The organism is Sphingobacterium sp. NPDC055346 (genome assembly GCF_053645235.1).
In genome coordinates this window covers 36,420-60,884 of the sequence record NZ_JBSHMI010000010.1, presented here as the reverse complement: position 1 = coordinate 60,884, position 24,465 = coordinate 36,420, and the positions used below count along the sequence as shown (strand labels likewise).

19 protein-coding genes are annotated in these 24,465 nt (G+C 42.8%); 10 read left to right on the top strand and 9 right to left on the bottom strand.

Annotated features, from left to right (window positions below):
• Window positions 1-9: 9 nt before the first annotated feature.
• Together ACWICE_RS18230 and ACWICE_RS18225 are read right to left on the bottom strand one after the other, a co-directional pair.
• The gene (locus tag ACWICE_RS18230) at window positions 10-1,404 is read right to left on the bottom strand and encodes an FAD-dependent oxidoreductase (RefSeq protein ID WP_185210472.1); all 1,395 of its coding nucleotides are present in this window, start codon (window positions 1,402-1,404) and stop codon (window positions 10-12) included.
• Between the two features lie 28 nt (window positions 1,405-1,432).
• On the bottom strand, window positions 1,433-2,701 hold the full coding sequence (locus tag ACWICE_RS18225; protein ID WP_313259936.1) for an MFS transporter: 1,269 nt from the start codon (window positions 2,699-2,701) through the stop codon (window positions 1,433-1,435).
• A 153-nt stretch (window positions 2,702-2,854) separates the two neighbouring features.
• Here ACWICE_RS18225 and ACWICE_RS18220 point away from each other — a divergent pair, with 153 nt between their 5' ends.
• The 4 genes from ACWICE_RS18220 (at window position 2,855) to ACWICE_RS18205 (ending at window position 9,930) form a co-directional block, all read left to right on the top strand.
• Window positions 2,855-3,619 carry a DeoR/GlpR family DNA-binding transcription regulator gene (locus ACWICE_RS18220; RefSeq protein ID WP_175486313.1) on the top strand — a complete coding sequence of 255 codons (765 nt, stop codon included), beginning with the start codon at window positions 2,855-2,857 and terminating at the stop codon, window positions 3,617-3,619.
• A 291-nt stretch (window positions 3,620-3,910) separates the two neighbouring features.
• Complete coding sequence (locus tag ACWICE_RS18215; RefSeq protein WP_454298947.1) at window positions 3,911-6,955, top strand: SusC/RagA family TonB-linked outer membrane protein; 3,045 nt, start codon at window positions 3,911-3,913, stop codon at window positions 6,953-6,955.
• Between the two features lie 5 nt (window positions 6,956-6,960).
• Entirely contained in the window at window positions 6,961-8,721 is a 1,761-nt protein-coding gene (locus tag ACWICE_RS18210; RefSeq protein WP_454298946.1) for a RagB/SusD family nutrient uptake outer membrane protein, read from the top strand.
• A gap of 84 nt (window positions 8,722-8,805) precedes the next feature.
• The gene (locus tag ACWICE_RS18205; RefSeq protein ID WP_454298945.1) at window positions 8,806-9,930 is read left to right on the top strand and encodes a metallophosphoesterase; all 1,125 of its coding nucleotides are present in this window, start codon (window positions 8,806-8,808) and stop codon (window positions 9,928-9,930) included.
• Between the two features lie 492 nt (window positions 9,931-10,422).
• Here ACWICE_RS18205 and rplT read toward each other — a convergent pair whose 3' ends face one another.
• The 4 genes from rplT to thrS form a co-directional block, all read right to left on the bottom strand.
• Window positions 10,423-10,767 carry a 50S ribosomal protein L20 gene (gene rplT / locus ACWICE_RS18200; RefSeq protein ID WP_093098929.1) on the bottom strand — a complete coding sequence of 115 codons (345 nt, stop codon included), beginning with the start codon at window positions 10,765-10,767 and terminating at the stop codon, window positions 10,423-10,425.
• 100 nt (window positions 10,768-10,867) lie between these two features.
• Window positions 10,868-11,068 carry a 50S ribosomal protein L35 gene (gene rpmI / locus ACWICE_RS18195; protein ID WP_185210477.1) on the bottom strand — a complete coding sequence of 67 codons (201 nt, stop codon included), beginning with the start codon at window positions 11,066-11,068 and terminating at the stop codon, window positions 10,868-10,870.
• A 38-nt stretch (window positions 11,069-11,106) separates the two neighbouring features.
• Window positions 11,107-11,670: a translation initiation factor IF-3 gene (gene infC, locus ACWICE_RS18190; RefSeq protein ID WP_214648496.1), complete on the bottom strand. Its 564-nt coding sequence runs from the start codon at window positions 11,668-11,670 to the stop codon at window positions 11,107-11,109.
• Between the two features lie 12 nt (window positions 11,671-11,682).
• Complete coding sequence (gene thrS / locus ACWICE_RS18185; RefSeq protein WP_185218208.1) at window positions 11,683-13,608, bottom strand: threonine--tRNA ligase; 1,926 nt, start codon at window positions 13,606-13,608, stop codon at window positions 11,683-11,685.
• Between the two features lie 485 nt (window positions 13,609-14,093).
• Between thrS and ACWICE_RS18180 the strand changes: the two genes are divergently transcribed.
• On the top strand, window positions 14,094-14,717 hold the full coding sequence (locus ACWICE_RS18180; RefSeq protein WP_185210479.1) for a 7-carboxy-7-deazaguanine synthase QueE: 624 nt from the start codon (window positions 14,094-14,096) through the stop codon (window positions 14,715-14,717).
• 88 nt (window positions 14,718-14,805) lie between these two features.
• Here the strand turns inward: ACWICE_RS18180 and ACWICE_RS18175 are convergent, their stop codons facing one another.
• Genes ACWICE_RS18175 through ACWICE_RS18165 form a run of 3 tightly spaced genes read right to left on the bottom strand, consistent with a single transcriptional unit; the run spans window position 14,806 to window position 18,564 of the window.
• Window positions 14,806-16,212, bottom strand: coding sequence for an arylsulfatase (locus ACWICE_RS18175; RefSeq protein WP_454298944.1), 1,407 nt, complete (start codon window positions 16,210-16,212; stop codon window positions 14,806-14,808).
• Window position 16,213: 1 nt separating this feature from the next.
• Window positions 16,214-17,287: a Gfo/Idh/MocA family protein gene (locus ACWICE_RS18170; RefSeq protein ID WP_454298943.1), complete on the bottom strand. Its 1,074-nt coding sequence runs from the start codon at window positions 17,285-17,287 to the stop codon at window positions 16,214-16,216.
• Between the two features lie 17 nt (window positions 17,288-17,304).
• Entirely contained in the window at window positions 17,305-18,564 is a 1,260-nt protein-coding gene (locus ACWICE_RS18165; RefSeq protein WP_313259949.1) for a Gfo/Idh/MocA family protein, read from the bottom strand.
• A gap of 115 nt (window positions 18,565-18,679) precedes the next feature.
• Between ACWICE_RS18165 and ACWICE_RS18160 the strand changes: the two genes are divergently transcribed.
• The 5 genes from ACWICE_RS18160 to ACWICE_RS18140 all read left to right on the top strand — a co-directional run bounded on the left by ACWICE_RS18160 (window position 18,680) and on the right by ACWICE_RS18140 (window position 24,457).
• Window positions 18,680-19,945 carry a DUF819 family protein gene (locus tag ACWICE_RS18160; protein ID WP_185210483.1) on the top strand — a complete coding sequence of 422 codons (1,266 nt, stop codon included), beginning with the start codon at window positions 18,680-18,682 and terminating at the stop codon, window positions 19,943-19,945.
• Window positions 19,946-20,198: 253 nt separating this feature from the next.
• A complete protein-coding gene (locus tag ACWICE_RS18155) occupies window positions 20,199-20,429 on the top strand; it encodes a hypothetical protein (protein ID WP_185218211.1) in 231 nt (76 codons plus the stop codon).
• 75 nt (window positions 20,430-20,504) lie between these two features.
• Window positions 20,505-22,130 carry a fimbrillin family protein gene (locus tag ACWICE_RS18150; RefSeq protein WP_313259952.1) on the top strand — a complete coding sequence of 542 codons (1,626 nt, stop codon included), beginning with the start codon at window positions 20,505-20,507 and terminating at the stop codon, window positions 22,128-22,130.
• A 397-nt stretch (window positions 22,131-22,527) separates the two neighbouring features.
• Window positions 22,528-22,755 (top strand): hypothetical protein, encoded by a 228-nt coding sequence (locus ACWICE_RS18145; protein WP_454298942.1) that lies wholly within the window; start codon window positions 22,528-22,530, stop codon window positions 22,753-22,755.
• Between the two features lie 28 nt (window positions 22,756-22,783).
• A complete protein-coding gene (locus ACWICE_RS18140) occupies window positions 22,784-24,457 on the top strand; it encodes a fimbrillin family protein (RefSeq protein ID WP_454298941.1) in 1,674 nt (557 codons plus the stop codon).
• Window positions 24,458-24,465 lie beyond the last annotated feature (8 nt).

The window sequence follows — 24,465 nt, the reverse complement described above, 5'->3', positions numbered from 1 at the left end:
GTATTATTTTTAAACGGTAGCCGTTAGGTCTTCTCCTAAATATGCCCCTGAATTGATCAATTCTGCCCTCAGCTCTTCCACATTGACATCTGCCGGGCTTACGCCATGACGAACCGCTAGTTTAGCCGCACGCCCCGCCGCTTCCCCCATCGCCATACATGGGGCCATCACACGGATGGCAGACATAGCTTCATGCGTCGTTGAAATCGAGCGCCCAGCCACCAATAAATTCTTTACCTTTTTAGGTACCAAAGAACGGTATGGAATATCATAACTATCGCCACACCAGGTCAAGGTACAGCCACCACCTTCAGGATGATGGATATCTAATGGATAACTTGCCACAGCAACGGCATCATCAAAACGACGGCAGGTCAAGATATCATCTGCAGTCATCACATAATCTCCAACGATACGGCGAGTCTCACGAATTCCCAGGAATGGAGCCATTTTAGTGAAATGTGCGTCTTCAAACCCGGGAACGAAATCCACCAAATAACGTTGAATCTCTTCCACCTGTCTGCGACCTTCAATCTCCCCAAAAGTCAAACTTTCTGGATTAGTTCCATCTACTCCATTGATCCTGGACATATTTACCCAAACCTCTCCTTCACGAAGACCGGTGATCAAAATCGTACGTTCAACCGGAAGGTGATAGCCAGCTTGACGTGCTTTTTCCATCACACTCCTAAGACCAACCACGATAAACTGATGGTTTTGCCCAAAGTATTCCGCTGGTATAAAGTCAGTCAAATAAGTTCTTGGCTCTTCAGCAATGGACATCCGCAATTTATCGGTATCCACTCCAGCCATACAGAACATCAAGGTCGGAGGCTGGGCACCACCAACATCGTTTCCTTGCTCGCATTCCACCCCTGCTTTATAGGCAACATCAGCATCTCCGGTACAGTCAATGACCGTTTTCGCCAAAATGACCTCTCTTCCAGATTTGCTCTCAATGATTACACCTTTCAGCTCATCGCCTTCCATCACAACACCAGCAGAGAAAACATAAAGCAGTACTTTCACGCCAGCTTCTTCCAAAACCTTCAAGCCAACATTTTTCACTGCTTCCGGTTCCACTAAGGTCAAGCTCATGTGCAGTGGACATGGACGGTGTTCTGAGGCTGCATCCACTTCTTTCAAGCGTTCTATAAACTTCTGTGGAAGACCCTTGATGATCTGGTTTCCTTTTTGTCCCAAGAAACCCAGGATCGGTAAACCGATGGTCATATTCCCACCAACAAAGCTACGGTTGTCAATCAAGGCAACCTTTAACCCGTCTGATGCAGCAGCCTGAGCAGCAATAATACCGGCAGGACCGCCGCCAACAACCAAAACATCAACTTCCATACGAACAGGAGTCTCTCTTGCAGGCTCCAAAATGTTCTTAACTTCTCCCATAACAATAATATGTTGTAATATTTTTTAATTAATTATTCTCTACTAATACAGCCTCCTTGGGCTTCTCCTTTTTGACCATGGTCCAAAGAATCAATACCGCAATGGGATGCATAAATGCCATTGCTATAAAAATGGTCCCTGCACCCAGCGATCCCATCATCTGACCAACGAAATAGTTGAACAGAACTGCTCCCAATGCACCAAAACCACCTGCGATCCCTAAAACAGAAGCTACATTCTTTACAGGGAAAGCCTCGGCTATCACCACTGAAATGGTAAACAACCAGCTTAAGCAAGCCACGGCAACCAAGGAAAAGATCAGAATGGTGAGATAAGGATTGGAAACATAGGCCGTCAAACAGCACAATGGTGCCAATACTGCAATGCTACTCAACATAATTTTTCTGGCCAACAAAGGCTCCTTGCCCTTGCGGACCATTTTATCCGACCATGCAGAAGTGCCAATAGCTCCTAAATCGGCCACCAAAAATGGAATCCATCCAAACATACCGATCTGCGCCAAGGTCAATCCACTTTCTTCCTGTAGATAGCCGGGCAACCAGAAAAGACAGAAATACCAAACGGGATCACTCACAAAACGAATCAACAGGATCCCCCACAAGGTCTTGGTCTTCCATAACTGCCCCCATGAGAAACCGTATCCGGCAGATTGAGCATCCGCCTCACCGATCGCTTCCTTACGGATCTCTGCTGGCGGTTCCGTATAGATCAGGAACCATAAAAGGGCAATGATCAAGCCTACAACCCCGGCAACGATAAATACCGTATGGAAATTATAGCGCATGGCGAGCCAAGCAACCAAAGGCGGCGCAATGATCGCCCCTATCGAACTTCCCGCAACACATAAGCTATTTGCCGTAGCACGCAATTTTCCTGAAAACCAAACCGTGATCACCTTCAACTGAGCGGGAAAGTTTGTAGGTTCTGCAGCGCCGAGCATCCCTCGGAAAAACAGGAAAGAACCAAAAGTCCTTGAAAAACCACCTCCCAAACATGCAACTGACCACCCCAATATGCCGACCAACATCACCTTCCGTTCGCCGAATTTATCCACTAACCAACCAGACACCGGATACATCAAGGCATAGAACACCGTGAAAACATTGATCACCAAGGCATATCCATCGTCACCCAGATCAAACTCGTCCTTTAGCATAGGCTTCAAGATCGACACAATCTGCCTATCATAATAATTGAAGACAATGGCTAAAAAAATGACAATTATGATATACCATCTCCTTTTAGTGGCTGGAATAGGCAACGTAAATTTCGACATAAATTAGATTCGGTTATTAAAATAATACCAGTTATGAATTCAAATGTAGGAATAAATGAATACAAAAAAAACATTTTTAAATAAAAAAAAAGAATAGGCAAGTACAGAAATGCTGACTATATTTGCTATTATATTAACTTATTTTAATGAATTATGATGAATATCACAGACAGACACGAATTCATTCTAAAAAGCTTAAAGGAAAAAGGGAAAATTACGATAGACTGGCTCTGCGAAACCATGAAGGTTTCCAGCGTAACGATCCGAAAGGACCTTAAAGTACTAGAAGACAAAAACCTGTTATTCAGGATCAAAGGAGGAGCTTCCAACAGCAATCCTTACGCTATCGATCGCCCTATCATGGTGAAGGAATCCATCAACAGCGAGGAGAAACAGCGCATAGCACAGGCCGCGATCAAACTGATCAAAGACAACGACTCCATCATGATCGGATCCGGCACAACCGTGTTCACCCTAGCCAAAAACATTGAATCCACACACATGCTTACGGTCATCACGCCGGCATTAAAAGTTGGTTTAGAGCTCAGTGGCAAGCCCAACATCGAGGTTTTACAGCTCGGAGGACTAATCAGGACCAACTCATCTTCCGTTGCCGGGCAGTATGCGATCCGCATCTTGGACGAGATCAGCTGCGGGATCCTGTTCCTTGGCGCCGACGGAATCGACCTGGAATTCGGAATCTCCATCAGTAACCTACCTGAAGCAACATTAAACCAAAAAATGATCGAAACCTCCCAAAAGATTGCAATCCTGGCAGATAGCAGCAAATTTGGAAAAAGAGGCCTAGGCAAGATCTGCGAACTGATCGACGTAGACTACATCATTACCGACAACAAGGTGTCCCCAAACATCGTCAAGTCTATCGAAGACTTGGGTATCAAAATCATTCTAGCTTAAGCTACCTTTCTAAGTCATTTTCAGAAAAAAGATTTTTAAATTTTTGGTTTAAAAATCTTTTTTTTATTTTCGAAACGCTTTATAAGCGAATAACCTATTGTTATTTTTGAATAAAATCTAATATGATATCGGCATTTATGCCTTGTTTTAACATAACGAAAACAAAGCCTTAATATTGATTTTACATTATTAAGCTATTTTCGAAACAATTTTAAACATATTGTAAGGACATTAAAACTCTACTCTAAAACATCTGTAAAAAGAACCTATTTATTATTAATAAGCATCTAAATGAAAAAACAACTGCAACTCATTTTTTTGCTGTGCTTTCTACCTATAGGCATGCTATGGGCACAGCAAAAGAATATCTCGGGGAAAGTGACCAATGAAGATGGAAACCCTTTGGAAGGCGTGACCATCAGCATTAAGGGTCATCTTAATGCCTTGTCCCAAACTTCAGCAACTGGCGAGTATGCTATCGAAGCCAACACTGGAGATGTTTTGGTTTTCGCAAGCATGGGTTATGCCAATGCGGAAAGAACCATTGCGGACCAAGGGACAATCAATGTTATCCTTACAGCCGACCTGACCAACCTGGACGAAGTCGTTGTGGTTGGTTATGGGACTCAAAAAAAGGTAAACCTAACCGGAGCTGTTTCTACGATCAATAGCGAACAGCTGGAAAGACGACCAATCGTATCCACCTCCTCTGCCCTGCAAGGTCTCGCACCGGGCGTAACAGTAACCTCCCAATCCGGCGCACCAGGCGGCGACCAGGGTCAGATCCGTATCCGCGGTGTCAATTCATTCGGCGGATCAGATTCTGAACCTCTTGTGATCATCGACGGTGTAGCAGGATCCTTGGACAATGTAGATGCGAACCTGATCGAGAACATCTCCATCCTTAAGGACGCAGCATCTGCGGCAATCTACGGTTCCCGTGCCGCTAACGGGGTAATCTTGATCACAACCAAGCGTGGTAAGGACCAATTTGCCCTAAACTACAAAGGCTATACAGGTTGGCAGGACCCAACCTTTATCCCGAAGGTAACGGATGGTGCAACTTTCATGAAAGTATTTAACGATGCCAACATGAACGATAACGGCTCCGTAATCTACAGCGAAAAAGATTTTGAAGAATTCAATAAATTATATGCAGAGAACCCAGATAATTTCGACTGGCAAAAAGGCATCCTAAATGGTTCAGGATTCACCCACAACCATTTTGTTTCCCTCAATGCCGGCGCTGGGAAGATCCGCGTGGCTCCTTCACTGGGTTATGTATCCCAAGATGGACTGATTGACAACACCGGTTTCAAAAGATACACCTTCCGAAACAATATGGACATCAATCCAAATGATAAATTAAACATCCGTTTTGACCTTTCAGCCGTAAACAGCAACCGCTTACAGATCGCTAATGAAGGAACTATCTGGAATTATATTGGCCGTATGCCAACCAACATCCCAATCCGCGTAGGCGATGGCCTTTGGTCAGAAGGCTGGGTAAAAAACAACCCCGTAGCTTTCATTGAAGATGGTGGCAATAAAAAAGTAAACAACCTGGAGTTATTGGGAAACCTTTCCATTAACTATAAACCATTCGATTGGTTGAGCATCTCAGGTATGGCAGCACCAAGATACCGCACCCGTAATATCCATGAATTCGCAAAGGCAGTCATGACCTATTACGAAGACGGAAGCGAAGCGGGCACAGCCTTACCTTCTACGGAACTGACTGAATCTGCTTACCGCTATTTCAACGGAAGCTACTCTTTCCAAACCACTGCACAAAAATCATTCAATGACCACAACTTCAGCTTGATGCTCGGTGCCTCAAGAGAAACTTATGACGAAAAATACCTGATGGGATACCGTCGTGATTTTACCTACGACACCTATGAAGTATTGAACGCTGGTGCAGACACAGAAACCAAGAACAATGCTGGAAACCAATTCCAATGGCTGTTGGTTTCCACTTTCGGAAGATTTAACTACGATTACAAAGGCCGTTACCTTTTGGAAGCCAACCTTCGTTATGACGGAAGTTCCAGGTTTGCAAAATCAAACCGCTGGGCAGCATTCCCATCTTTCTCTGCTGGATGGAGAATCTCGGAAGAGCCATTTATGGCTGACCTAAAAAATTCCATCAACCAGTTGAAACTCCGCGGTTCATGGGGTATCTTAGGTAACCAAAACATCGGAACAACCTACCAACCATACATCGAAACCTTGAATCTAGGAAGTATTTCCGTTGGTGGTGCGGTTGACCAAATGATTGCCTTGAACACCATGGCAAACTCTGGCCTATTGTGGGAAGAAACCACCATGGCCGGTTTAGGATTGGATGCATCCCTTTTCAACAACTTCAGCGTTACATTCGATTGGTACACAAAACAGACCGATGGTATCCTGATGAAACTTTACGTTTCTGAGCTATATGGCAAGAATGCACCATTCCAAAATGCGGCCAAGGTACAGAACCAAGGATGGGAAGCATCGGTGCGTTACGACAACCAATTCGGCGATTTTAAATTAGGTATCGGCGCCAATATTTCCGATGTAAAGAACAAGATCCTTGACATGAAAGGACAAGTTTCAGGAACGTTATTGAGACAACAGGAAGGATATTCCATCAACTCCATTTACGGCTACCAATCCGACGGTCTTTATCAATCCCAGGAAGAAATAGACAATGGACCTAAGCAGTTCGGCACCTTAAAACCGGGCGATATCAGATACAGGGACATCGCGGGTGATCTAGATGCGAATGGCAATGCCATCCCAGATGGCAAGATCACGGATGCAGATAAAACCATTATCGGCAGCACCATGCCTCGATATACCTACGGATTCAACCTAGACTTAGGCTACAAGGGTCTTAGGTTCAGTGCCTTTTTGCAAGGTGTAGCCAAAGCAAATGGCTACCTGGATTCACATTACGTGATCCCAGCGGTGAACTCTTCGGCGATTAAACCTTGGCAATTGGACTACTGGTCCGAAGACAACAGAGGAGCCTCATTACCACGCGTATCGGTAACCTCAACAAACAATACGCAGAACTCTGATTTCTGGATGAGAAGCGCTTCTTATCTCCGATTGAAAAATGTTCAGTTAGGCTATGAGATCCCTAAAAGCTGGCTGGCGAACAGCAAGATCGGCGGAATATTCATCTATGCCAACGGACAGAACCTCTTTACAAAAACAAACTTCTACGAAGGCTATGACCCTGAAATCAATTATAACTCAGGAGCACAGGATGGAGTAACCTTAGGTTCAGGTAACTTCTACCCTCAGGTTAAGGTGTACACATTTGGTTTAGACTTTAAATTTTAAGAACAATGATCAAGAAGACAAAATCTATCATAGGAATCAGTTTATTATGTGCAGCGCTCATGAGCTCTTGCGACCTAGACCGATTACCATTGGACGGCCCATCGTCTGAAACCTTCCCAGCCAGCCAAAAAGAAGCTGAAATGGGACTCTTAGGAGCATACAAAGGTTTAACCCTCCTAGATGCTTCCAGCACCCCAATCTGGCACGTTATGGACAACATCACCGATATTGGCTATGCTAGACCGGGAAACAACTATACATCACCGATTACCAGTTCTATCACGACTGACAATGCCTTGGCAACCAAACCTTGGGCTGCCCATTACAAAACCATCGGAAGGGTACATGATGTCCTGGATAAATTGGCAGACATCAAAACCAGCATGTCTGAAGCTGATTACAAAAAGATCGATGCCGAGTTGAGATTTATCCGTGCCTATTCCTATTCCCAACTGATCGAATTGTATGGCGATGTTCCCTTATTGAAAAACGCATTGAAACTGGGCGATGAACTACCGGGTAGAACCAAAAAAGCTGAGGTAGAAAAATTCATCTTGGATGAACTGACTGCCATTGCAGACAACCTACCCCAATCACAGGCCGGAACAAAGTTTTCTAGGGCCTCCAGCATTGCTGCCTATACCCTAAAAGCCAGAGTTGCCCTCTATGCAAAACAATACAAGCTCGCTAGCGAAGCATCACAAAAAGCTATCACCCTATCCAATGGGATCCATGCCTTGACGGAGTTCGACAATTCCATCGACTTTGCCAACAAGTCACACAAGGAAGGCGAACCAGAAGTTGCCAATATATTTGGCCACAAAGGATACGAAAGCAGCAAAGAATGGATTTGGGTGGTTGAATACAACCGCAATATCAGCGACAACGTACATAATCAAGGTTATTATCTAGCTTCCAGACTTGGGAAAGGCGTATGTTATTGGGGACCGACCCAAAACTTCATCGACTCTTTCCAGGATCTAGATGGCAAGTACATCACGGAATCGACCAGTTACAACCCGGAGAAACCATTTGAAAACAGAGACCCTCGTTTGGACCTTTACACTGTTCGTCCGAATTCCAGGTTTATGGGATTCCAATTCGAACCCAATGCCTCATTCTCCAAAGTGAACAACTATTGGCCTGTAATCAACGGTACCTCTACCAAACCTAGTTCGCAGACCAATGCTGACGCCACCAACGCATACCGTTCCTTTAGCGGGTACCTATGGCGTAAACATACCGATCTAGTGGACTTCCCGACGACTTCGGTTTCCGGATTCTCGGACTTAAATGTTGGTGTGTTGAGATATGCTGAACTCCTGTTGATCTATGCAGAAGCGAAGATTGAAGATAACAGCATCGACGGTACGGTGTATGATGCCATCAACCAGATCCGTAAACGCGCGCATATGCCAAACCTTCCTACAGGACTTTCTCAGGCGCAATTGCGCCAAGCCCTACGCTATGAAAGAAAGGTGGAACTGGCCAATGATGGTTTGCGCTGGCACGACCTTCGTCGCTGGGGAATTGCAAACCAAGTCATGAACGGCCATATCTATCTAAACCGATTGGCTAATGCTTGGGATAAAAACGTATTGACCCGTATCGATGAGAATGCAAACCCAGTGTACAACCACAGTGTAGCAAGTAAAGTCTTCGGCACTCAGGCTGTAGTCTTCAAGGAAAACAAAGATGAGTATTGGCCAATCTCTGCGCAAGAGATGGATGCCAATAAAAACCTGACCCAGAACCCAGGTTATTAATACGTTTACAATTCATACAAATACTTTTATTTTCAAACGTGACCGGCCCAGGTCACGTTTGTTTTTCTCAGCAATCCTAAAAAAATGAACGCAATCAAGAAAATCATATGCTTCTGTGTCCTATTGGTCACAGTCACTTCTTACGCCATAGCACAAGAAAAAAAAGCCTTTGAAAAGCCTCATCTATCCGATTCCAGTTCCTGGACCATGGTCCTCTTACCTGACATCCAGAACTACGTGAAGTTCCAGCGGAACCAACCTATTTTGGATGTCATGATGAATTGGATCGTGGAAAACGAGGACAACCTCAACATTCAGATGGTCATGTGCACGGGAGACCTGGTGGAGCACGATGACATCATCAATCCAGATCCCAAGAAAATGGACCAGACCGGTAAACAGCAATGGGAAGCAGCCGCAAAAGCATTCGAAAAACTGGATGGCAAAATCCCCTACATTACCGCAACCGGGAACCATGACTACAACATCTTCAGCTATACCCATAAACCCAAGACTACGCATTTCCCAAATTATTTCTATCCGGACAAAAACAGCGAAAACCAAAAGATCCTAAGGGAAGTTACGGAGAACATTTATGGGAACCCAAGCTTAGAAAATGCGGCCTATCAATGGAAATCACCTCATGGCAAGCCGTTTCTATTCCTTTCCATCGAGTTCGCTCCTCGAGATACTGTATTGAAATGGGCAAACAAGGTCGTCAACCAAGACAAATACCGAGACCATAGCGTAGTCTTGTTGACCCATGCCTACCTAAACTACCAAAACGAGCACATCAAGACCGCCAAGTATGATCTGCAGGACGCCAATTACGGGACTGCTGTATTTGAAAAACTGGTAAAACCATCCAAGAATATCGAAATGGTTTTTTCCGGCCATATAGGCTCTCCAAACGACCCCAGGAAACATGTAGGCTTCCGTATCGACAAGAACGCTGCAGGTAAAGATGTAAATCAAATGACCTTTAACGCCCAAGCCTTGGGTGGTGGAACCTATGGAAGTGGTGGGGACGGTTGGATAAGGATTTTGGAGTTTATGCCAGATGGTAAAACCATAAAAGTAAAAACCTTTTCCCCATGGTTTGCATTGTCAAGCAGCACCCAAGATATGGCCTGGAGAAAAGCAGATTATGATGAGTTTGAAATTGTATTGGGGGAAAACAGACATCAGACACTAGACATCAGACATTAGATTTTAGGCAAGGATGTGGTTCTCGACAGGCTCACCCAACGGCTGGACCAAGATTATGATTTGAAGATTGTTTCCTGTTCATAATTGACCCCATTTCCGTAGGGGCTTATATTGCATAAGCCTGCTGCATATTTTGAACATATAATAGGTTTATATGGCGAGCAGTTCAATTATCCTCGATAATGGATGACAGGATCTAAAATATAATTAGCGTACGGTACCAAAAATGAGCTAAAAATGGATTCAGAGCAAAGCGAAGAATCTATTTTTTTGTTTTTTTAGGGATGCCAGTCATCGTAAGTTTGAGAAAGTATAGTTGGAGGAAGGAATTTTGACGTCAAACAGGAAGTACAAAGAACCCCATAATCTGTACCTGCATCCGTCAGCCGGATGCGATACACCCGTACAAAAACCCCTAATTTCCTCCAGCAAAAAAAGCCATCCCTTTCGGAATGGCTTTATTTATATCTAACAAAAAGATGCGGTTTAAACTTATTTTACTGCGTCTACAACTGCTTTGAAAGCATCTGGATTGTTTAAAGCTAAGTCAGCTAATACCTTACGGTTCAAGCCGATGTTTTTAGCGTTTAATTTACCGATCAACTGAGAATAAGAAATTCCGTGTTGACGTGCTCCAGCGTTGATACGTTGAATCCATAAAGCTCTAAACTCGCGTTTTTTGGTTTTACGGTCGCGGTAAGCGTACTGTAAACCTTTTTCTACTGTATTTTTAGCAATAGTATATACTTTGCTACGGGATCCATAATAGCCTTTAGCTAATTTAAGGATTCTTTTTCTTCTTCTTCTAGAAGCAACTGCGTTAACCGAACGTGGCATAATTTTTAAAATTTAATTTGGTAAAAGGCGTTGCGTTTTTCAGCAATCTTACGACCCTATACCCGGTTAAAAAAATATTGTTATAAAATGTTTTCTAAACTTATTTACCGATAGCTAGCATACGTTTTACGTTGCCTGTATCAGCATCACTCACATAACTAGTAGTAGTTAAGTTACGTTTTTGTTTAGTAGTTTTCTTAGTCAAGATGTGGCTTTTGAAAGCGTTTTTTCTTGCTATTTTACCTGTTCCAGTCAATTTGAAACGTTTCTTCGCGCTGGAATTGGTTTTAACTTTTGGCATAATACTTATATAATTTTTATCAATCTGTTAGATACGTCTTATTTCTTTGGGCTGGTTTTGGGCGCCAATGTCAAGAACATGCGCTTACCTTCCAACTTAGGCAACAGTTCCACTTTACCATAATCTTCTAGGGCTTGGGCAAAGCGCAACAACAAGATTTCACCTTGTTCCTTGAACACAATTGCACGGCCTTTGAAATGTACGTAAGCACGAACTTTCTCGCCACTTTCCAGGAATCGCATTGCGTGCTTCAACTTAAACTCGAAGTCATGCTCGCTGGTGTTAGGTCCAAAACGGATTTCCTTAATCACCGTCTGCTTCGCATTCGCTTTGATTTCCTTTTGCTTTTTTTTCTGTTCGTAAACGAATTTACTGTAATCAATAATTTTGCAAACAGGAGGCGTAGCGTTTGGAGAGATTTCAACTAAATCCAATTCTAACTCATCAGCTAATGCTAATGCCTGACGTGTCGGAAATACCCCTTGCTCTACATTGTCACCAACCAAACGTACTTCTGGAACACGGATGTGCTCATTGATACGATGTTCTGGTTCTTTTTTTCTTATCGGGCCTCTCGGGCCGAAATTGTTACTTTTTGCCAAATGTTCCTTTAATTAAACAGTTATTTCTTTTATTAATAAATCTTTAAATTCCTCTGCTGTGATCGACCCTAAGTCCACCCCACCATGTTTACGAACTGAGATTGTTCCGCTTTCCATCTCCTTCTCCCCTACAATCAACATGTAAGGCATCTTTTTCACTTCGGCATCACGGATCTTGCGTCCAACTTTCTCGTCACGCAAGTCAATCAGACCGCGAATATCGGAATTATTTAGGGATTCCAAAAGTTTTTGCGCATATTCTTCATATTTTTCTGACACTGGCAGGATGATAAACTGCTCAGGAGCAAGCCATAACGGGAATTGACCCCCGCAGTGCTCGATCAGAACTGCAACAAAACGTTCCAAGGATCCGAATGGTGCGCGGTGGATCATAACCGGACGATGTTTCATGTTATCACTACCCGTATATTCCAGCTCAAAACGCTCCGGAAGGTTGTAGTCAACCTGAATGGTACCCAATTGCCACTTCCTGCCCAAGGCATCTTTCACCATAAAGTCCAACTTAGGACCATAGAAAGCTGCTTCACCATACTCCACTACGGTAGGCAAGCCTTTTTCGGTAGCCGATTCGATGATCGCTGCCTCAGCCAATGCCCAGTTCTCGTCCGAACCGATATATTTGGTCTTGTTCTCTGGATCGCGCAATGAAATCTGAGCAGTAAACTCATTGAAACCTAATGCCCCAAATACATACAGCACCAAGTCAATCACTTTCTTGAACTCCTCTTTCACCTGATCTGGACGACAGAACAAGTGCGCATCATCCTGAGTAAACCCTCTAACACGGGTCAAACCATGCAACTCACCCGACTGCTCATAACGATAAACCGTTCCAAATTCTGCAAAACGAACCGGAAGCTCTTTGTAAGAGCGAGGTTTTGTTTTGTAGATCTCACAGTGATGCGGACAGTTCATCGGTTTTAGCAAGAACTCTTCGCCATCTACCGGTGTATTGATCGGTTGGAATGAATCCGCACCATACTTCTCGTAGTGACCAGAAGTGATATACAATTGTTTATGACCGATATGCGGAGTAATCACAGGCTCATAACCAGCCTTGATCTGCGCTTTCTGTAAAAAGTCCTGAAGTTTTTGTCTCAATGCAGTTCCTTTCGGCAACCACAATGGCAATCCCATCCCCACTTTCTCCGAGAAGGCAAACAGTTCCAATTCCTTACCTAACTTACGGTGATCACGTTTCTTGGCTTCTTCGATAAACTTCAAATATTCGGTCAATTCCGAAGCCTTAGGGAAAGTAACCCCATAAATACGGGTCAACTGCTTACGAGATTCATCACCTCGCCAATAAGCACCTGCCACATTGGTCAATTTTATCGCTTTGATAAAACCTGTATTCGGGATATGTGGTCCACGACACAGGTCTGTGAAATTTCCTTGTGTATAAAAAGTGATCTTTCCATCTTCCAAGTCCTTGATCAAGTCCAACTTGTACTCATCACCTTTTTCCTCGAAATAAGCCAATGCATCCGCTTTTGATACAGCTTTACGCTCAAAAACCTCTTTTTGCTTAGCCAATTCCAACATCTTGTCCTCAATCTGCTTGAAGTCATCCGAGGAGAATTCACGGTCACCGAAGTCAACATCGTAATAGAAACCGGTTTCGATGTTTGGACCGATACCAAATTTAATCCCTGGGTAAAGGGCTTCTAGTGCTTCTGCCAATAAGTGAGCGGATGAATGCCAAAAGGTAGATTTACCTTTATCATCATTCCAGGTCAATAATTTCACCGAAGCGTCTCCTTCAATAGGTCTTGAAGAATCCCAAACCTCACCATTTACCTCTGCAGCTAATACATTTCTAGCTAATCCTTCGGAAATCGATTGGGCAACCTGCATAGCAGTTGTACCCTGTTCATACTGACGGACAGATCCATCAGGTAGTGTAATGTTAATCATTTACAACTATGATTTATTGTTTGTCTAAAATTGCAACCTTTCCAATATGTACAATTACATTGGTTTATAAAGGCTGCCTTAATTAATGCAATGCAAAAATACGAAAATTTTTAGTCTTTTCGAAATGAACTCTAGGGGAAAAAAGTTTATTTTCAGTCATTTCAGAAAAGTTTTTGCTTATATTTCAAGAAACATGGACTTCTATTTCTGGCCTCGTTACAAATCCCAGCTTGAAGAAAAAACTTCAGCAAAAATAAAAGGAAGCAATACAGCTGGGACTCACCTTACTCTTATTCGGGACATATTTCGAAAATTGCGAATATGCCTCGAACAAGACTAAAAGGAATCCCGAATGAAATTTTCGATTTTAAAAATTTGAAGGTCTATATTTTGACCTTCAGCCGACAGGCTTGAAGGACTTACAAGGGATTGAAATTCCATTTATCTTGATTTTTTTCCTACTTTTGCAGCTCAAATTCAGTAACATGTCAAATCAAGTTCCAGAGGACGGCACATTTCTTCCCTTGATGGAAGAATTCTACACGATACAGGGGGAAGGATACCATACCGGAAAAGCAGCATATTTTATTCGTTTGGGAGGTTGTGATGTAGGCTGTCATTGGTGTGACGTCAAGGAGAGCTGGGATGCTGAAATGCACCCCTTGACTTCTGCAGACGTCATCGTGGAGCATGCTTTGCAACATCCGGCAAAAACCGTGGTGATTACCGGTGGCGAACCTTTATTGTACAACTTGACCTACCTGACCCAAAAGCTTAAGGAAGCAGGCATCAAGATTTTCTTGGAAACCTCCGGAGCTTATCCTTTGACGGGATATTGGGACTGGATCTGCCTATCTCCAAAAAAATTCAAGGGACCGAGAGAAGATGTGTTGAGTGCAGCAGGTGAACTGAAAGTCATCGTCTTCAATAAAAGTGATTTCCAATGGGCCGAAGAACACGCGAAGTTTGTTAGCTCGACCTGCAAACTCTACTTACAACCGGAATGGTCCAAGGCTGCAGAGATGACTCCTTTGATCATTGATTATGTTAAGGACAATCCTAGGTGGGAAATCTCCTTACAGACCCACAAATATCTGAACATCCCTTAATGGCAAATACATTTTGCCCATAAGATATAAAAAGCGAAGGGCTGCAAATCAAAATTTGCAGCCCTTCGCTTTTTATATCCAATCTTTTTTATTGAAAGGGGAAAATATCACTTTCCGTTCTAGCTTCAGCCATGATCTTCTTGGCTTTTTTCACCAGTTCAGGATGCTTGGCAGCGATATTGTTTTGCTCGGCAACATCGGTCGGTAAATGGTAAATTGCTATTTCAGCATCCGGATTACCTTTAGCATTCAAGCGGATAGCCTTATAGTCACCTAACCTTAGGCCTTGCTTCCCGCCTTGTTCATGGAACTCCCAATATAGATATTCATGTTCCTTTTGCCCTTTTTTATCCAACAGGGTTGGCAAGAAACTGATACCATCGGTTTGTTTCATCGGTTTAGCTTGGGCAATTTCCAATAATGTTGGTGCTACATCCCAGAAAGCGCCTATATGGTTAGATTTGCTATTCGCTTTTACCTTCGCCGGCCAATGCACAATAAAAGGCGTTCTCACCCCTCCTTCATAGACATCACGTTTATTTCCACGGAACGGACCCGAGCTCTTAAAGAAATCAGGATCTGCTCCACCTTCTCTATGCGAGCCATTGTCGCTCGTAATGATGATAATGGTATTTTCAAGCATTCCTTCTTCTTCCAAGGCAGAGACTACATCTGCTACCTGCCTGTCCATACGGGTAACCATAGCTGCAAAGGTCGCTCTAGGCTTAGCTTGACTAGTATAACCCGAACTCGCATTAGGTCCATAAGGGCTACCTTTAAATGGTTTTTCCTCAAACTTACCGTCAAATTCCTGAAAGATTTCATCTTCCGGAACGATCAATTCAGCATGAGGCAATACTGTTGGGATAAACAGGAATATAGGTCCATCCTTGTAATTATGGATAAAAGTCAATGATTTCTGATGGATCAGGTCTGGAGCGTAGGTCGTGGTTTTCATTAAGTTCTCATTGCCCTTCAGGTCAATACGTTCCTCATTATCCCACAGATGAGTTGGATAATAACGGTGGGATTGTCTTTGGCAGTTATAACCATAGAATTCATCAAAACCTTTTTCCAGGGGATCACCTGTCGTTCCAACCATTCCCAAGCCCCATTTTCCGAATGCACCGGTTCTATACCCAGCATCTTTCAAGGCCATGGCGAAGGTTTCAACTTGCTGAGCTAAAGGTTCCTGACCTTCAGGAACTATTTCTTTATTCCCACGGATATGTGTATGACCCGTATGCTGCCCGGTCATCAAGGCAGAACGTGAAGGGGCACAGACAGGAGCCCCGGCGTAGAAGTCCGTGAAGAGCATGCCTTTTTTAGCTAAGGCATCGATATTTGGGGTGCTGAATTTTTCTTGTCCATAGATACTTAAGTCTCCATAGCCGAGGTCATCAGCGAGAATCAATACAATATTAGGTTTCTTGGATTGAGCTAACAGCATCAGGTTGAGAAACAGCAACCCGAACAAAAGAGAGTATTTGCGCATTTTAGAGTTTTACGATTTCACCAGTCTTTACAGATTCATCACATGCAATAGCAATTTGAAGGCTATTGATGGCATCCTGCATTGATTTTTCCAAATTTAAGTTTTCCTTGATGGCTTTCAGGAAGAAGCGTTGTTCCCTGTTGCAGAGTTCCTGATGGTCAGGCTCATCGGTTAGGTCTAGCCATTCATCTTTTTTCAAAAATTCATTCTGCGCATTGATATCAGCATAATGGACCTTTAAGGATTCTGCTTTGGTATGTGACTCGACAGAGTCTGAATTTCCAGCTTTTCCAGCTTCTTTGGCCACGATGGATACGCAGCCCTTCGGCCCGATCACGTCTTTTACAAAGAACGCCGTATCACTGATCATAGGGCCCCAACCTGCCTCATACCAGCCTACACTGCCATCATCAAAACGGATCTGCAGCTGGCCATAATTGTAATTATCTTCCGGTATATCATCCGTTAACCTTGCACCGATGGCTGATACAGTGACCGGATTGGCATTGGTCATTTGGCACATCACATCGATATAATGCACGCCACAGTCAACAATTGGGCTCAGGCTTTTCATCAAATTACGGTGCACATCCCACATATAGCCTTGGCTTTGCTGGTTCAGGTTCATGCGCATGACCAAAGGATACCCCATAGTCTTGGCAACCTCAATAAATTTAATCCAGGAAGGATGGTGCCTTAAAATATAACCCACCACCAGTTTTTTATCGGCAGCATTGGCCGCATCGATTACTTTCTGGGCCCCTAAAACCGTATCCGCAAGGGGTTTTTCAATGAAGACATGTGCTCCTGCCTGAAATGCCTTGATGGCATAGTCTTCATGGGTATCCGGATAGGTAGAGATGCAGACCGCATCCGGTTTCGACTCTTCCAGGGCCTGCTCATAGCTGTCATACAAGGGATATTGCGCAGCTAATTTCTCATTCAATTTCTTTTTACTGTCTCCACGCGAGACCAGTCCTACAATTTCAAATTCTTCCATCTCATGATAGGCCTGCGAATGGGATGCTCCCATATTACCACAGCCAACCACTAAAATCTTTATCTTTTCCAACATTTCCCTTTCACCAATAATTATGTTGCCAATCCCGGTCTAGGGATTCTTGCAGTATCTATTTCCATTTCCCAATTATATCCATCTGAACTCGGACCATAGGTTTTGGTTGAATTCAAGATTTCATCCAACGAAATAATGCTACCAGTATAAGCAGCTTCGCGCGCCCAGATAGCCATTAAGGTAGAATCCGCCATAAAATCACCATCATTGATCACTTGCTTATTCTTGATGGCCGCAAAAAGCTCATCATGTTGCGTCTGGTACATATTGTTCATCTTACCGTTAAATTTCCACGGATTTGAACCATTGATTGCATAGGAACTCAAAAGGCTTACATTAAAATTGCCTTTGGTCCCGATTGCTTCTACGGAGTTTCGTGGTTGGGTACCATTTTGCTGTCTGCCGAAATGGAACCCTTTCAAGCCATCTCCATAATCAAACTCAATGGCAAAATGGTCGAAGACATTGCCATACTTGTCCCAAGGACGGCTCTGTCTACCTCCTGTTCCTGAAACAGTTTTAGGCAATCCGCGGTTTAGGATCCAGTTCATGAAATCTATGCTGTGCACGGTCTGTTCAACGATGATATCACCCGAATAGCGTTGGTAGTAAAACCAATTGTACAATTGATATTTTAGGTCGGTCCAATCTGGCTGCCTAGGTTTTTCGGTCAATTCACCGCCTAACCTGAAAGTACTGATGGCATAGATATCACCGATACTGCCATCGTGGACTAATTTTGCCAGTTCACGGTTAGGAGTTGAATACCTAAAGCAATAGCCAGAAACAAGGTTCAACTTTTTCTCTTTGGCTACTTTTACCGCTTCACGTACTTTATGTACACCGGGCACATCTACCGCCATTGGCTTTTCACAGAAGATATGTTTCCCATGTTTAACCGCTTCGGTCAAATGATCCGGTCTAAAGCTTGGAGGGGTAGCCAACAACACGACGTCAACGTCGGAGGCTATTAAGTTTTTATAGGCATCAAAACCTACATATTTCCTTTTTTCAGGAACATTGACGCGATCTTTGTGCGCTTCTTGCAGGGAAGCGAGCGCAGTTTCCAATTGTTCCGGAAAAATATCGGCCAATGCCACAATTTCGACATCTGGATCAGCAGTTAAGGCCTGAAAGGCGGCACCTGTTCCACGACCTCCACAGCCGACTAATCCTACTTTTATTTTTTTCTTGAAATCAAGGTTGGTATTTGAAAAGTCTAATGAAGTGGCACCAAGGATAATACCACCGTTTTTAATAAAATTTCTTCGGTCCATTCGGTCTTTTTTTGAATGATTCAGATTGATCTAATGTTTTTGATATGTTGATTATTTCAATAAATAATTGAAAAATTATCTATTTTCACAGCAAAATAACAATTATTACAATTTTATGCAAATAACCGATACAGAAGCCGGACCATTGATAGAGAACACTACGGTGGTCTTTGGATTATTGATGACGATCTTAGGTTTGGTTTTTTACACCTCCAGTCTATCCAACAGATACATCAAGGGATTTTATAATGTCATCCCGCCATTGTTGCTCTGTTATTTCTTACCGGGGCTATTGAATTCGTTTAATATCATCGATGGTGAAAATTCGCCATTGACGACGATCGGGAGCCGTTATTTTCTTCCGGCCTGTTTGATCTTATTTGTGATCAATCTAGACCTCAAGGAGATGTGGGCATTGCGCAAGAGAGCAGGATTGATGTTCATAACAGGTACAATAGGTATCCTATTGGGCGGCCCATTGGCTGTTTACCTGACTTCCTTGGTCGCACCAGAAGTCGTTGGGGGCACAGGGCCCGATGAGGTCTGGCGTGGATTAGGTGCATTGGCAGGTTCATGGATTGGTGGATCTGCAAACCAAGTGGCCTTAAAGGAGATCCTTCAACCTTCTCCTAACCTCTTCTCTTCCATCATCGCCGTGGATGTTTTTGTAGCCTATATCTGGATGGCCATTCTATTATATGGTGCAAGCAAATACAAGGCCGTGGACAAATTCTTCAAGGCCGATTCCCAGGACGTGGAGCACCTAAAGGCAAAAATGGATGAACGCGTAAAAGTTAACAGCCGCATTCCGGAGACGAAAGATTTTATGATCATGATTGCGCTAGCCTTCGGAGGAACGGGACTGGCAACCTTATTGGCAGAACCTGTTGCTAACTTTATGGCAACCCATTATCCGGAGACGGAGAAGTTCTCCCTGACCAATACTTTCTTCTGGTTGATCTTCTTTGCTACTGCCATTGGGATATCCCTATCTTTCACTCCAGCAAAAAAACTGGAATTTGCCGGAGCATCCAAGATCGGAACCGTTCTGTTATACGTACTGATTACCACGATCGGAATGCAGATGAACATCATGGCCATTTTGGGCAACCCTGGTTTATTTGTAGTCGGCTTTATCTGGATCAGTTTCCATGCTATATTGTTGATCATTGTTGGAAAGATCTTTAAGGTGCCATTCTTTTACTTTTCTGTGGGAAGTATGGCGAATGTAGGTGGTGTTGCCTCCGCATCCGTGATGTCTGCTGCCTTTCATCCCTCTTTAATTTCTGTTGGAGTAATCTTATCAGTATTCAGTTATGCAATCGGAACCTATGCAGGATGGTTAACGGCATTGCTGATGAAAATCGCTTCAGGCGTATAAAAAAAACCTATCATTTCGAGAAACAGCGCCAAGTCAAATAGCGCTGTTTTTTTTTTGCTTGCCGACACACATTTTCCAAATCCTCCTGCATCGGCTAATTACTTAACTTAAAGTTTATACCTAAAACATTAATTTTTACCTTTGTATTAATATTTTTATTTAATTTTGCTAATATTAATTAATTAAGAACCAATTAATTAAAAAATAACGATTATAGATAAACAGCCAACCTGTTATTAAGAACCAAAAAATCATGAAGACCCCACAGGAACCACACTGCTTGGGCGCCGAAGATTTGAATGCCTCTGTAAGGAAAAAAGACAAAAAACCTTACTTACGCCCGAAAATTTCCATTCAGCCCCTACAATTAGACTTCAGTCTTATGGCCACTTCTACCCATGTAAGAATGGGAGGCCCAGGCAATGTCCCAGAAGTTGAAGACTGGGAGGACGAAGGAGAAACTATTAAAGATTTTGACTTTTAGAAAAACCAACTAAACCCTAAAATGATGAAAATTACAGCCCCCCTATTTATTCTAAGCAGTTTATTTTGCATTGTCATGTTAAATTGTTGCAAGCCACGTGATATAGATTTACCATCCGAAAAAGGGATTGTCTTTCGCGTAGCGGGGATCGAAGAAGATAGTAGCACAGAATTAATGGGCTCCAATAGAGAAAGGAATACCGAAAACCTCAATAAATTTCCAATCCATCGAGAGCTACACAACATAGAAGGCATGGACATCGATCTAATGATCGAAGAAAGCGCTGAAAAGAATATAGCATTGACAAAAGCTGTAAGCAGCAAACCATTTGGTGAATTTAACTGGTACATCATCATGCTCTTTGAAGCCGATGGCAATGGCAACGCTGTGTCATTTCACCTTCTCTCCGCCAGCACTGGCAATGGACCAACAATCCCATTTCCCGCATATCGCAATAGGCAATACAGATGGTTTGCCTATTCCTATAACTCCTCTACTTACCTCCGCCAACCAACAGTTGAATCTCCTATATTAAATGTCAACTCCGCAGCAGCTGAAGACGGAAGCGACTTTCTTTACGCCACAGGCGTAATCACAACGAGCAACGATCCGAACGCTCCAAATGTAGCCCCCATTACTTTTAAAAGAATGGTCAGTGCGATACGTTTTGAAATCGATGCTAGAGGCGCATTCTCTTCCATCAAAAATCTGACGGTGGATTTCCCCGCATCTTCGAATGGCTTTAAAAACGGAAAATTTTCACTGAGAAATGGGGTATTTACAGAAATAAATGCAGAGGGGCCATTTAGTAGATCAACATGGCTTGATCATATAGCCGATACCATCCCAACCGGATGGGTCAAATACCAACAGTTGCTAACTGTTCCAAACGGTGAACCTATGAATTTTCAGGCTCTCCTAAAAAGTTTGACCCTGACGAGTCAAACCATCACACCAAATAACCCTACCGCACTCACCTTTGCAGACAGAGATTACGGAATACCTACAGCGGGCATTCCATTAAATTTCCCAGCTTTCACACCCGTTGCAGGCAAGCGATATACCATAAAATTAAGATTAAAGGAAAGTACGCTTTTAGTTGGCGGAAGCAATTGGGCTAGGGGAAATTTGACCTATGTAGCCAATTCACCGAAAAACAAATATAGATTTTGGTACGACAACAACTTTATAAAAAATGTCAATGGCGGAATGATAAACTTTATAGAACGCGATTATTTTGACACCAGACCACCCATAGGAGAACCACAAGCCGAACCCAGAAATTGGGACCCATGTGCTTTAGTATATCCAGAAAACACTTGGCGGCTTCCAACAGCAGCAGAATTCACTAGACTAGGCGAATTGGCAGAGTCGATTAATAGAAATCGGGTTGACCAAGAAAATAATGGCGGATGGTATGCGTCTTGGAGAAACCGACCAGGCGTGGGCACTCCAAGGTACAAAAACAATAATTTTAATTTAGTTGCCGCTGGCTTCAGGGACAGAAAGACAAGAGAATTAAGGAGATTTAATTATCGGGGTTTTGGAACGCTTTCAGCTGATGAAGGATTCTTTAAGACCTCGGACACGACCCAGTTTTTCAATTTTGACTATGGCGGATTTGCAGGCATAGACTTTGGCATGAGGGTGTTTACTACACATGAAGGCATTGGAGCAAATGTTCGCTGCGTGAGGAGATAACCCCCATTTGATTAGCAAAAAAAACAGCAATATTAACCTGGCTGTTACTCAATTTTTGGACCGAAGAGGGACAAATGTGCGATGGGTCAGAAAATAAATAATTAGGCAAAAATATAACTACATATAATAATTTTTCTTGTAGGCGTAATGATTTTCATTGCGCCTTTTTTGTTTTGAATATTTTTCGACTACAGACTTAATAAAACATATTACGAAAGAAAATTTCAAAAAACATGCCTTTAGTAACATTTTTATACTTTTAATAAATTTTTTACGAAATATTGTTTTGAATTATATAATTTTGAAACAAACGATTATAAACCATTGATAATATTAAATAATTATAGACCAACCAGTTTAAGATTGATCGGATTGAAATATTCATAAACTAAAAAGCATGATTTTATGCCTAATAAAAAAAACAAGAAGGAAAACTTTTTTTAAAAACAATGAACATCTCAAACAAGAATATAGCCTTCCAACAATTGAAATCTATGTTGTTAAATTAGATTTTGATGTTGCTATTACATCAACCAGGATAAGGATTGGAGGGGAAAACGAAAACACGCCAAAAGTTGACGAATGGGAAGATTCCGACGGCAAAACCTTTAATGTAGACTTCTAAAAGCAAATAGACCCAAATTAAAAAAACAATGAAGCACAGAATTGACCCAATTGTCTTCATCTCATTTTCTTTTCTAATCCTCTTTTGCCAATGCAAGAGACCTGAGCCTACAATTGGGGGCAAGGAAGGATTAACATTCAGTGTACAAGGCATTGGAGAAACCATAGACACAAAGGAAATCCTTGCAAAGCACAGTTCAAAACAGAACAGTGCTGAACCCTTGATCTTTAAAAAAGAGCTGACTTCTGCAAATGGTGTAGATTATGACTATATGCTAGCCGAATCGAAAGCCTTTGAACCGAAATCCCGTTCGGTAGCCATAGCAAACCCGCTACCCAGCAGCACAAAATACCTGATCGTGCTGTATGATGCCAATGATGCCGGTGAGGCAACTACGTATTTTGGCCAAGCACAGGCTTCGGCAACTTCTGAAATCGTGATCGACGCCTATAGGAACAAAAACTACCGTTGGTTTGCCTATTCCTACAATAATGGCAATGATCTAGCGACATTTGACCCTGCAAATCCAAATCTGACCATTAATTCTACAGCATTGGGCCAGGGGTCGGAATTTTTATACGCGACAGGGCTGATCCGAACTTCTGATGACCCTGAAGCCGAAAATAGAATTCAGATAACCTTCCAGCGGAAAATGAGCTTACTCAGAATTGAGCTGGACGCTAGGGGTACCTTTTCCAAAATTAAGAGTACCAGTATTGAATTCCCTCAAAGTGGGGGAAATACTGGTCTTAATAATGGCGTATTTTCAATTATTAACGGAAATTTCACGAGCACCACGCCTGTAGCTTTTAATGCAAGCCAGTGGACCGACGCCATAGCCGACAGCATTCCTTTAGGCTGGGTGAAATACATGGATTTCCTAACTGTTCCCAGTGGTGGAAACATGAGTTTAGCGGGTAATATAAAGAATACCATAATCACAAGTCAATCTGTAAATTCAGAAGCGCCCAATGTAGATTATTTTGTTGATCGAACGTTTGACAATGTCCCATTTAGCGTACCTTCTTTTACACCTGAAATGGGCAAACGCTATGTGCTAAAAATACGGCTGATCGAATCGGGAATAAATTATGGTGGCGCAAGTTGGGCACGTGGAAACCTCACCTTTGTTGCAAACTCCTTGAAGAATCAATACAGGTTTTGGTATGACAACGGTTTTGTAAACAACAAATCTGGAGGTATGATGAATTTCATAGAAAGGGATTACTTTGATACCAGACCCCCAAGACCACTTCCACAAACTGGTCCGACGATCTGGGATCCATGTGACCAAGTGTACCCGAAAGGAACTTGGCGCCTTCCTAAAACCTCTGAGTACCATACCATAATAAATTACACGACCAACAGGGTCCGCTACAACCAACCTGGAGACAAAGGCTGGTATATGGCCTGGACAAATGTTTCATCATTGGGTCCACCGAGATATCCAGACAAGCACCTACCCTTTGTTGCGGCTGGATACAGGGCAATGAACAGAACATTGAAAGACTTCAATTATGAGGCTGGAAATATAGTACCTTTCTTTCCAAAATATGGGGATATAGGATATTATAGGACTTCGGACACTTTAACGTACATGACCATGTATTACAGGCAGAGTGCCGTGTTTACGACAATGGTACTAGATTTAGAACAGATCAGGGACGGAAGAGGCGCCAATGTAAGATGTGTCCGTAAATAATAAAGAAA